The organism is Arthrobacter sp. ov407, from assembly GCF_900102895.1.
Taxonomy (GTDB): Bacteria; Actinomycetota; Actinomycetes; order Actinomycetales; family Micrococcaceae; genus Arthrobacter.
The window spans coordinates 1-10,865 of record NZ_FNGD01000023.1 but is presented as its reverse complement, the minus strand read 5'-3'; the positions used below and the strand labels follow the sequence as shown (position 1 = coordinate 10,865).

The 10,865-nt window shown below is 68.4% G+C and carries 9 protein-coding genes and 1 pseudogene; all 10 read left to right on the top strand.

Annotated features, from left to right (window positions below; translation table 11 throughout):
• The coding region (locus tag BLS42_RS19810) for a hypothetical protein (RefSeq protein ID WP_256336595.1) at positions 1 to 1,305 on the top strand (1,305 nt) is incomplete at its 5' end.
• Between the two features lie 4 nt (positions 1,306 to 1,309).
• Complete coding sequence (locus BLS42_RS19805) at positions 1,310 to 2,299, top strand: HAD-IIA family hydrolase (RefSeq protein ID WP_090584056.1); 990 nt, start codon at positions 1,310 to 1,312, stop codon at positions 2,297 to 2,299.
• Positions 2,300 to 2,308: 9 nt separating this feature from the next.
• Positions 2,309 to 2,671 carry a hypothetical protein gene (locus BLS42_RS19800; protein ID WP_090584055.1) on the top strand — a complete coding sequence of 121 codons (363 nt, stop codon included), beginning with the start codon at positions 2,309 to 2,311 and terminating at the stop codon, positions 2,669 to 2,671.
• Entirely contained in the window at positions 2,668 to 3,480 is an 813-nt protein-coding gene (locus tag BLS42_RS19795; RefSeq protein WP_176803594.1) for a TlyA family RNA methyltransferase, read from the top strand. Before BLS42_RS19800 ends, BLS42_RS19795 begins: the two co-directional genes overlap by 4 nt.
• 22 nt (positions 3,481 to 3,502) lie before the next feature.
• Positions 3,503 to 4,540 (top strand): NAD kinase, encoded by a 1,038-nt coding sequence (locus BLS42_RS19790; protein WP_090584053.1) that lies wholly within the window; start codon positions 3,503 to 3,505, stop codon positions 4,538 to 4,540.
• Positions 4,541 to 4,543: 3 nt separating this feature from the next.
• Positions 4,544 to 6,280, top strand: a complete 1,737-nt coding sequence (gene recN, locus BLS42_RS19785) for a DNA repair protein RecN (RefSeq protein ID WP_090584052.1) — start codon at positions 4,544 to 4,546, stop codon at positions 6,278 to 6,280.
• A 100-nt stretch (positions 6,281 to 6,380) separates the two neighbouring features.
• Complete coding sequence (locus tag BLS42_RS19780; protein ID WP_090584051.1) at positions 6,381 to 8,174, top strand: CTP synthase; 1,794 nt, start codon at positions 6,381 to 6,383, stop codon at positions 8,172 to 8,174.
• Between the two features lie 27 nt (positions 8,175 to 8,201).
• Complete coding sequence (locus BLS42_RS19775) at positions 8,202 to 8,867, top strand: NUDIX domain-containing protein (protein ID WP_090584050.1); 666 nt, start codon at positions 8,202 to 8,204, stop codon at positions 8,865 to 8,867.
• Complete coding sequence (gene xerD, locus BLS42_RS19770) at positions 8,864 to 9,925, top strand: site-specific tyrosine recombinase XerD (RefSeq protein ID WP_256336594.1); 1,062 nt, start codon at positions 8,864 to 8,866, stop codon at positions 9,923 to 9,925. The genes BLS42_RS19775 and xerD overlap by 4 nt, the downstream gene beginning before the upstream one ends.
• Before the next feature lie 218 nt (positions 9,926 to 10,143).
• A pseudogene (locus BLS42_RS19765) lies at positions 10,144 to 10,865 on the top strand (endonuclease); the annotation flags it as partial.

The window sequence follows — 10,865 nt, the reverse complement described above, 5'->3', positions numbered from 1 at the left end:
CGTGACCGCAAGCCCTATGGTGATCGTGCTCCGCGTGAAGGCGGCGGTCAGCGCAGCTTCGGCGGCGGAGGCGGCGGCGACCGTGACCGCAAGCCTTATGGCAGCGGCGAAAACCGCAAGCCGTTCGGCAACCGCGAGGACCGTCCGGCACGGAGCTTCGACCGTGGCGACTCAGGCCCGCGCCAGTACGGGCGGGACCGCCCGGAAGACCGTCCGGTACGCGTGCCCAATGCCCGCGATCTCCGCAGCGCCAACCGCCCCGACCGGGAGCGTTCACCCCAGATCGACGAGGACGTCACGGGCAAGGAACTTGACCGCGCCACCCAGCACCAGATCAAGACCCTCGAAGGCACCAGCGCCGAATGGGTGGCCCGCCACCTGGTCATGGCGGGACGGCTTCTGGACGAGGAACCTGAGCTTGCCTTCCAGCATGCCCTGGCAGCCAGCCGCCGCGGCGGACGCCTGGCGTCCGTCCGCGAAGCTGTCGGCCTGACCGCCTATGCAGCCGGCCACTATGGTGAGGCCCTCCGGGAATTCCGCACCTACCGCCGGATCAGCGGCTCCAACATGCACCTGCCTGTCATGGCCGACTGCGAACGTGGCCTTGGCCGCCCTGACCGTGCCTTGGACATGGCCCGATCTGACGAGGCCAAGGATCTGGACGCTCCCGGCAAGGTGGAACTGGCTATCGTGGCAGCCGGTGCCCGCACCGACCTCGGGCAGCTTGACGCCGCGGTTTCCGAACTGGAAATCCCGCAGCTGGACATCAACCGCGCCTTTTCCTACAGCCCTCGCTTGTTCCGTGCCTACGCTGACGCGCTGACGGCGGCCGGCCGCGCTGCCGAAGCCGCCAAATGGCAACGGCAGGCCACGGTGGCAGAAAACGCGCTGGGCCTTGGGGTCGACGAGGAACCCGACATCATCGATCTCGGCTGGGACGAGGAAGAAGAGGCCCGCGAGGAGAACCGGCAGCGCCGGCTCCGTGAGCAGGAAAATGCCGACTCGCACGCCGGATCCGAAGAGCGCGCTCCGCGTGCTGTCAGTGCCGCTGCCGCGGCAGAAGCCGCCGGCACCGCAGCGGGGGAGACCGGACTGAACGCGATCGGCGACAGCACCGACGACGCCGAAGCTGACTACTTCGAGTCCGACGACAGCGAGTCCGACCAGGATTCGGTGGAAGCCGACGTACTCGATGAAGCCGATGATGAAGCTGACGAAGAAGCCGACGGGGAACCGAACGCTGAGGCGGATCAGGAACTCGTCGACGACTCAGAGCCTGCCCAGCGTGAACGTGTGGAGGACTAGCCGCATGACGGGTACCGCCCTGATCTCCACCTTTGATGCCCTGCTCGCCGACCTCGACGGCGTCGTCTATGCCGGCCCCCATGCCATCCCCGGGGCCGTCGAGTCGCTGCGTCGGCTGGCCGGTGTCGGCGTCGGGCTGGGCTACGTCACCAACAACGCCTCCCGTTCTCCGGCGGAGGTGGCGCAACACCTACGCGATCTCGGCGCCCCCGCCGAGGACCATCAGGTGGTGAGTTCCTCGCAGGCGGCGGCAGCGCTGCTGGCCTCGCTGCTGCCGGCCGGGGCCCGCGTGCTGATCACCGGCAGCGCCGCGCTGGCCCAGGAAATTGAGCTGGTCGGTCTTGTCCCGGTCCGCGGCGCGGAGGATGACCCCGCCGCCGTCGTGCAGGGCTTTAGCCCGGACCTCGGGTGGAAGGACCTCGCCGAGGCGTCGTACGCCGTCGCCGGCGGCGCCCTCTGGGTGGCGACCAACACGGACTGGTCCATTCCCCAGGCGCGCGGAATTGCCCCCGGTAACGGGACGCTCGTGGCGGCCGTGGCGGCCGCGACCGGCAAGAGCCCGATCGTGGCGGGCAAACCCGAGGCGCCGCTGTTCCACACCGCCGCCAAGCGGTTGGCCGCGGACCGGCCGCTCGTCGTCGGTGACCGCCTGGACACCGACATCCTGGGCGGCAACAACGCCGGATTCGCCACGGTAGCTGTGCTGACCGGAGTGGACACCAGGGAATCGATCCTCGCCGCAAAGTCCATGGAACGCCCCGATTTCCTCATCAATGACCTGACCGGCCTGTACGCGCCATACCCTGCCGTGGAGCACGACGCCGGGCGGTTCCGCAGCGGTATGGCCTCGGCGATCGTCCGAGGACAGTCAGTCCACATCAGTGGCGATCCGGCGGACCTCGATTCATGGCGTGCCGCCTGTTCGGCCTGGTGGGCTGCGAACCCCGAGACGACCAGCGCACTGGCTCCGGTCCTCGAATGGCTTGATCACTAGGCTGGAGACATGACCGAGCCAAACCAGGAGTCAAACTCTGCGCCCAATCTTGCGCTAAACCAGGCCCCAAACGAGCTGCCAGCGGAGGCGCCGAGCCTTGCGGCCGACGTCGCCTGGCCTGACCTGCCGTCGCAGCGGCTCTCGGCGGAACCGTCCGGGCACGCGGCACAAGAACAGCAGGCTCAAGTCCAGGACGCGGCCGTCAGTGCCGTGCTGGACCGCCTCGAAGCCGTGCGGCAAACGCCTGTGTCCGGACACGGCGAAGTCTATGCGGGCATGCATGACGCCCTGCTGGAGGCCCTGAACGAAGACGTGGCCGGCCCCGCCGATGTGGCGCGCCGGATCCATGCTGCCGGGGACGGGGGATCGTGAGCCGGCTGGACCAGGCGCTCGTCAGCCGGGGGCTGGCTCGGTCCCGGACGCATGCCGCCCGGCTGATTTCCGAGGGCAAGGTGAGCTCCGGCGGCGAGGTCCTCGCCAAGGCGTCACTGCAGATCCCGGATGACGCCGCGCTGGACGTCACGGCCTCCGCCGAGGACGGCTACGTCAGCCGCGCCGGGCACAAGCTGGCCGGCGCGCTGGATGCCTTTCCCGCCGTCGACGTCGTGGGCAAACGGTGCCTCGACGCCGGTGCCTCAACCGGCGGGTTCACGGATGTGCTGCTTCGGCGCGGTGCCGCCCACGTGGTGGCCGTGGACGTTGGACACGGCCAACTGGTGCCGGAAATCCGGAACGACTCCCGCGTTGCCGTGCACGAAGGCCTCAACGTCCGGTACATGACGCCCGAGGAAATCGGTGGGCTGGCCGCGTTGACGGTGGCGGACCTGTCCTTCATCTCGCTGACCCTGGTGGTGGCGCCACTCAGGGCCTGTACCGAGCCCGGCGGCGACCTCGTTCTCATGGTCAAACCACAATTCGAGATCGGCAAGGACCGGCTTGGCCGGACCGGCGTGGTCACCTCGGAACGGGAACGCCGGATGGCCGTGGGCAAGGTGGCAGCTGCCGCCGCGGACGCGGGGCTCGAATTGAAAGGCCTCGCCCAAAGTCCGCTGCCCGGCCAGGACGGCAATGTCGAATACTTCCTGTGGATAAAACGCGCGATGTCGGAAGTCCCGCCTAAGATCGAGGAGCGGGACGCAGCCGTTGCTGCGTTGCTCGGAACAATCTGGCCGAACCACTAGTACCACCAGAAGGCGGAACCCGATGAGCAGGCGTGTCCTTATCCTGGCCCACACAGGGCGCGAGGAATCCCTCAAGGCTGCCTGGGAAGCGTGTGCCCTGCTGCATGAATCCGGGCTGGTCCCCGTGCTGCAGGAGAACGAGCTCGGCGACATGGTCCGGTTCTTCGGCCGGCTCGATCATCCCGTCGAGGTCCTCCACGATCACGTGAAGCTGCCTGAGGTGGAACTCGTCATGGTGCTGGGCGGGGACGGCACCATCCTCCGCGCTGCCGAGCTGGTCCGCGAGGTCGACGTGCCGCTGCTCGGGGTCAACCTCGGCCACGTGGGGTTCCTGGCCGAGAGCGAGCGGGCGGACCTCGCCCAGACCGTCGAGTGGATCGCCAGCCGTGACTACACCGTGGAAGAGCGCATGACCATCGACGTCCAGGTCTGGGTCCGCGGACAGAAGATCTGGCACACGTGGGCCCTCAACGAGGCCGCGATCGAGAAAGGCAACCGGGAACGGATGCTGGAGGTGGTCACGGAAGTCGACGAACGCCCCCTGACCTCATTCGGTTGCGACGGCGTGGTCCTGGCCACGCCCACCGGTTCCACGGCCTACGCGTTTTCCGCCGGCGGTCCTGTGGTGTGGCCCGAGGTCGAGGCCCTCCTGATCGTGCCGATCAGTGCCCATGCCCTCTTTGCCAAGCCGCTCGTGGTCTCGCCCCGGTCCAGGCTCGCGGTCGAGATCCTGAACCGGACCGATGCGCAGGGCGTCCTTTGGTGCGACGGCCGCCGCTCGGTGGATCTGCCGCCCGGCGCGCGCGTCGAAGTGACGCGTTCAGCGACGCCCGTGCGGCTGGCCAGGCTGCGCCAGACTCCCTTCTCCGGCAGGCTGGTGCGCAAGTTCGAGCTCCCGATCCAGGGCTGGCGCGGCCCCATGCCGCAGGCCGAGGTGATCCACACCGGACCCATCCCGATCATCCGCACGCCCCGTCCCATGCCGCCGCTGCCCTCGCCGCGCCACGCGGAACCCGGTGACGCACCCGATCCCTCGCCAGATCCCTCAACCGAGAAGTGAACCATGCTTGAAGAACTGCGTATCCGCGACCTCGGCGTCATTACCGACGCCATCCTGCCGCTGGGCCCGGGCCTGAGCGTGGTGACCGGTGAAACCGGTGCCGGCAAGACCATGGTGGTCACCGCCGTCGGCCTGCTCCTCGGGGCCAGGTCCGACGCCGGCGCCGTCCGCAGCGGCGCGAAGAGCGCCTCCGCGGAGGCCGTGCTGAAGCTCGACGCCGGGCACGCCGCCGTCGCGCGGTCCCGCGAGGCCGGGGCGGAGGTTGAGGAGTTCGACGGCGGTGTGGAACTGCTGCTTGCCCGCAGCGTCGGAGCCGACGGCCGCAGCCGCGCGTACCTGGGCGGACGCGTCGCGCCGGTTGGGGTGCTGGCCGAAATCGGCGAAACCCTTGTGGTGGTGCATGGACAGTCGGACCAGATCCGGCTCAAGAGCCCGGTGGCGCAACGCGGCGCCCTGGACAAATTCGCAGGCAAGAGCCTCGCGGGCACGCTTGCCGCCTATCAGGACCTCTACACCCACTGGCATGCCAGCCAGGGCGAGCTGGATGCCTTGCGCAGTGCCGCCCGTGAGCGCCTCCGCGAGGCAGAGTCGCTGCAGGCTGCCCTGGCCGAGATCGACGCCGCGGACCCGCAGCCGGGGGAGGACGATGCCCTCAAGGCCGAGGCCGTGAAATTGGCCAACGTCGAGGAACTCCGGATCGCGGCCAGCACCGCCCACCAGGCGCTCATCGCCGAGGACTTCGGCGAAGACGCCGATGCCACCACCCTAGTGGACGCCGCCAAGCGCACTTTGGAGCATGTTGCCGAACACGACGAGGAGCTGGGGTCAGCCGCGGCGCGCCTGGCCGAGGTCGGCTTCCTGCTCAACGACATCGCCGCGGAACTCGCCAGCTACCAGGCCGCCCTTGACACGGAGGGCCCGGAACGGCTCGCTGAAATCGAGGACCGCAGGGCCGCGCTGGCCAAGCTGGTCCGCAAGTATGCGCCGAGCATCGACGAGGTGCTGGTCTGGGCCGAGGCCGCCCGGGCCCGGCACGAGGAACTCCAGGACGACTCCACCCGGATCGAATCGCTGGACGCCGAGGTCGCCCGGGCCGAAGCCGAGCTCCGCAAGAAGGCCGCCACGATCAGCAAGGCGCGCACGAAGGCCGCCAAGGACCTCTCCGCACGGGTCAGTGCCGAGCTGACCGCGCTGGCCATGGCCGATGCCACCCTGGTCATCAACGTGGAGCCCGCAGGCCAGCTGGGACCGTTTGGGGTCGATGAGATCTCGTTCCTGCTGCAGCCGCACTCCGGCGCGCCCGCCCGGCCGCTGGGCAAGGGCGCCTCGGGCGGTGAACTCTCCCGCGTCATGCTCGCCATCGAAGTGGTGCTGGCCGCCGTCGATCCCGTCCCGACGTTCGTCTTCGACGAGGTCGACGCCGGCGTGGGCGGCCGTGCCGCCGTCGAGATCGGGCGCCGGCTGGCGATGCTGGCCCAGCACGTCCAGGTCCTCGTGGTGACCCACCTGCCGCAGGTGGCCGCCTTCGCGAACCAGCACATCAGGGTCACCAAGACCTCCGTGCGGGGCGCCAACGGCGCTACCGCCACGGGCTTCACCTCCAGCGACGTGCAGCTGCTGGACGAGTCAGAGCGGGTCCGCGAGCTGGCCCGCATGCTGGCGGGCCAGGAGGACTCGGAATCAGCCCAGGCCCACGCCCAGGAGCTGCTGGACGACGCCAAACTCCTGCCGCAAATCTAGGCGGTCCGGCAGGGACCTCCGCAAGGATTCCCGCACGGACCGCTGCTAGGACAACAATCACATCGGGATCCCGCCAAGGAGCCCGTGGAAGGCCGAATTGATGATAAGCTCAAACCCCGTGGTGCAGCGATCAAACTCTCGTGTAAATTCCCGGTTTCCGGGCTCGTCCAAGACGACCAAACACATCTTCGTCACCGGTGGTGTAGCGTCCTCGCTCGGTAAGGGACTGACGGCTTCGAGCCTCGGCCACCTCCTGCGGGCCCGCGGTCTGTCTGTAACAATGCAAAAGCTCGATCCTTATCTGAACGTGGATCCGGGCACGATGAATCCCTTCCAGCACGGCGAAGTCTTCGTCACTGACGACGGCGCCGAGACGGACCTGGACATCGGCCACTATGAGCGCTTCCTCGATGAAAACCTCGAAGGATCGGCCAACGTCACAACCGGCCAGGTCTACTCGACTGTCATCGCCAAGGAACGCCGTGGCGAATACCTCGGCGACACCGTCCAGGTCATCCCGCACATCACCGATGAGATCAAGCGGCGCATGCGGCTTCCCTCCGAGGGCAAGAACGCCCCGGATGTCATCATCACCGAAATCGGCGGCACGGTCGGCGACATCGAGTCCCAGCCGTTCCTTGAATCCGCTCGCCAGGTCCGCCAGGACATCGGCCGCGGAAATGTCTTCTTCCTCCACGTTTCCCTCGTGCCGTACATCGGCCCGTCACAGGAGCTGAAGACCAAGCCGACGCAGCACTCCGTTGCCGCGCTGCGCTCCATCGGCATCCAGCCGGAGGCAATCGTGATCCGGTCGGACCGCGAAGTCCCGCAGCCGATGCGCGACAAGATCGGCCGCATGTGCGACGTCGACATCGACGCCGTGATCGGCTGCCCGGACGCACCGAGCATCTACGACATCCCGAAGACCCTGCACTCCCAGGGCCTGGATTCGTACATCGTCCGCGCCCTGGACCTGCCGTTCAAGGATGTGGACTGGACCAGCTGGGACAAGCTGCTCGACGCCGTCCACAACCCGAAGCACGAGGTTGAGATCGCGCTCGTGGGCAAGTACATCGACCTGCCGGACGCCTACCTGTCCGTCACGGAGGCCCTGCGTGCCGGCGGCTTCGCCAATGACACCAAGGTCAAGATCCGCTGGGTCCCCTCGGACGAATGCGAAACCCGCGAGGGCGCCGTGCAGTCCCTGAACGGCGTCGACGCCATCTGCGTTCCGGGCGGCTTCGGCATCCGCGGCCTCGAAGGTAAGCTCGGCGCCCTGAAGTACGCCCGCGAAACCAAGCTCCCGGTCCTGGGCCTCTGCCTGGGCCTGCAGTGCATGGTGATCGAGTACGCCCGCAACGTGGTCGGCCTCGAGGGAGCGTCCTCGTCCGAGTTCGAGCCGGACTCCAAGTACCCCGTCATCGCCACGATGGAAGAGCAGCTGGACATCGTCGACGGCAAGGGCGACCTCGGCGGCACGATGCGCCTGGGCCTGTACGAAGCCAAGCTTGACGAAGGTTCCGTCGTCGCCGAAACCTACGGCGCCACAAAGGTCAGCGAACGGCACCGCCACCGCTACGAAGTCAACAACAAGTACCGCGATCAGATTGCCGCCAAGGGCCTGTCGTTCTCTGGAACGTCGCCCGATGGCAAGCTGGTCGAGTTCGTGGAACTTCCCCGCGACGTGCACCCGTACTACGTGGCCACGCAGGCGCACCCCGAGCTCAGCTCGCGGCCCACGCGCCCGCACCCGTTGTTCGCGGGCCTGATCGAGGCTGCCCTTGGGCACCAGCGGGCCAGCAACGGCAGGTCTGCGGCCAGTCCCACGGCCAGTGCAAAGGCCGATGCCCCGGCCGCTGCGCCCAAGCCCTCGTCGGCAGCAGCGTCCAAGTAATTTCCAACTGAATCAAAGGACGGCGCGATGCCCGGTATGTCTGAGACCCCCAATGCTGCACGGCAGGTTTCGGATGAGCCGAGCCCGCGCCGTCTTTTGTCTTCCCGGAAGGTCTACGAAGGCAGGATCTGGGACGTGGTCAGCGACAGTTTCCAGCTCAACGACGACGGCGACACTCTGGTCCGGGACTACATCGACCATCCCGGCGCGGTGGCCATTCTCCCGATGAACGACGCCGGCGACGTGCTGCTGCTCCGGCAGTACCGGCACCCCGTCGGCATGGACCTCTGGGAGATCCCCGCGGGGCTGCTGGACGTCGAAGGCGAGGACTTCGTCATCGGCGCCGCCCGCGAACTGGCCGAGGAAGCGGACCTCGTGGCGGACCGCTGGAACGTCCTGGCGGACTTCTTCAACTCCCCGGGATCCTCCAGCGAAGCCATCCGCATCTACCTGGCCCGCGGCCTGAGCGAGGTGCCCGGACATGAGCGGCACGTCCGCACCGACGAGGAAGCCGAAATCGAGCTGCACTGGACCCCGCTGGACGAGGCCGTGCAGGCGGTGCTTGAAGGCCGCCTGCACAACCCGTCCGCCGTCGTCGGCGTGCTGGCCGCTGCCGCCGCCCGCGCCGACAACTTCGGGAGCCTCCGCCCGGCCGACGCGCCCTGGCCCGCCCATCCCAACCAGCGCCGATGACCGATGCGCTGATTGCCGAGCCTTCGGAACCTGCGCAACTTCCGGACCCGACGCCACCCCCGGCGCCGGCGGAGGCAGCCGCTCCTGAACGCCCGCCCACCCGGCCGCCCACAGCGATAGAGCGCGCAATTACTGACTACCTGCAACACATGGGCGTCGAACGGGGGCTCGCGGCCAACACCCTCTCTGCCTACCGGCGGGACTTGGCCCGTTACGCCAGGCACCTCGCCCACACGGGCCGGGAACGCCCCGCCGAGATCACCCGGCACGACGTCACCGGCTTCGTCCAGGCCCTTTCCGACGGATCCGACGGCGGTTCCGCTCTGGGCATCCGCTCGGCGGCCCGGAATGTGGTGGCCGTGCGCGGACTCCACAAGTTCTGGGCACTCGAAGGCGTCACTCCCACCGATCCGGCAAGTGACGTTCACCCGCCCATGCCCGGCAAGCGGCTGCCCAAGGCCATCAGCGTCGACGAGGTCACCCGGATCCTCGAGGCCGCCGGCACGGATACGGCAACCGGCCTGCGCGACCGCGCGCTGCTCGAGTTCCTCTATTCCACCGGTGCCCGCATTAGCGAGGCCGTGGGCCTGGATGTCGACGACATCTCCCTGCACACGCCCGAACAGGGCGGCGAAGTCGACGGCCCGGCGATCGTCAGGCTGTTCGGCAAAGGCTCCAAGGAACGCCTCGTCCCGCTCGGATCCTATGGAGCCCGCGCCCTCGACGCCTACCTCGTCCGCGGCCGGCCCCTGCTGGCCGCCAAGGGCAAGGGCACCCCTGCCTTGTTCCTCAACGCCCGAGGCGGCAGGATCAGCCGGCAAAGCGCCTGGACCATTTTGAAGGCGGCCGCGGACAAGGCCAACATCGCTAAGGACGTTTCACCGCACACCCTCCGGCACTCCTTCGCCACCCACCTCCTTGAAGGCGGTGCCGACGTCCGGGTGGTCCAGGAACTGCTGGGACACGCCTCGGTGACTACTACGCAGGTCTACACCCAGGTGACGGCCGATACGCTGCGGGAGATCTACGCCGCCGCGCACCCGAGGGCGCTGGGCTAAAGCGGCCGGGCTGAAAGTGGCCGCGCAGATGACCCCACTGCGGCGGTAGCGCGCCGTCATGGCGGCTGGTCCTGCTCACCGCCGTCCGACAGTTCTAAGGAGGACATGCCTCAACGACCCCGACATTTGTCTCCTCGACAGGAATTCGGCGTCCGTCATTGCCAGCGTCCCGCCGCAGCACCATCAAAATTGTCAGTGCCCCCTCCTAGACTTGGCCTATGAAAGGCAGAGCGGCTCCGGGCGTTGAAACTTGGAGCGTTGATGGCGGTGGGAACAGCGGTGGGGCCCTGGCTGCCGTAGCTGCGTCCGTTGCCGCGCTTGCTGCCCTCGCCGGCGAGGGAGCTGACCGTGCTGATCCGTCCGGCACTGATCCATTGAGGGACGCCGATCCGCTGCGGCGACAGGCGGATGATGCCCTGGACGGCCTCGCCGAAGTCGCCCGGCTGGAGGCCCGGACCGCCGCGCTGAAGGTGAAGCTCGCCGCCGACTACGTGCAGGCAACCAGTGCCCTGGCGCCGCCGGCCGGGCTGCCGCAGGAACGCACCGCCCAGGCGATGGCCCTGGTCGCCGAGGTCGCCTGTGTCCTGACCGTCAGCGAACGCACCGCCGGGGCCCTCCTGTCCGAATCCCTGGCACTGACCACGGCGCTGCCGCTGACCCTGGCCGCCCTGCAGGCCGGGACGATCTCCTGGCAGCACGCCCGGATCATCGTCGACGAAACCGCGTCCCTGGATGCGGCCGGAGCGGCCGCCCTGGAAGCGCACTTCCTGGACTCCGACGCACCCAACCCGGCCCGCGGGTGTCCGGCCGGGGACCTCGTGGCATCCCGGTTTCGGGCCAAGGCCCGCGCCTGGCGCGAACGCCACCACCGGGCCAGCATCGAAGAACGCCACACCCGAAGCGCAGCGGACCGGCGGGTCGAGTTCATCCCGGACCGGGA

Bases quoted from the DNA above. Each gene is read 5' to 3' on its own strand.
- BLS42_RS19805 (WP_090584056.1), top strand. From the start codon at position 1,310: ATGACGGGTACCGCCCTGATCTCCACCTTTGATGCCCTGCTCGCCGAC.
- BLS42_RS19800 (WP_090584055.1), top strand. From the start codon at position 2,309: ATGACCGAGCCAAACCAGGAGTCAAACTCTGCGCCCAATCTTGCGCTA.
- BLS42_RS19790 (WP_090584053.1), top strand. From the start codon at position 3,503: ATGAGCAGGCGTGTCCTTATCCTGGCCCACACAGGGCGCGAGGAATCC.
- recN (WP_090584052.1), top strand. From the start codon at position 4,544: ATGCTTGAAGAACTGCGTATCCGCGACCTCGGCGTCATTACCGACGCC.
- BLS42_RS19780 (WP_090584051.1), top strand. From the start codon at position 6,381: ATGATAAGCTCAAACCCCGTGGTGCAGCGATCAAACTCTCGTGTAAAT.
- BLS42_RS19775 (WP_090584050.1), top strand. From the start codon at position 8,202: ATGCCCGGTATGTCTGAGACCCCCAATGCTGCACGGCAGGTTTCGGAT.
- xerD (WP_256336594.1), top strand. From the start codon at position 8,864: ATGACCGATGCGCTGATTGCCGAGCCTTCGGAACCTGCGCAACTTCCG.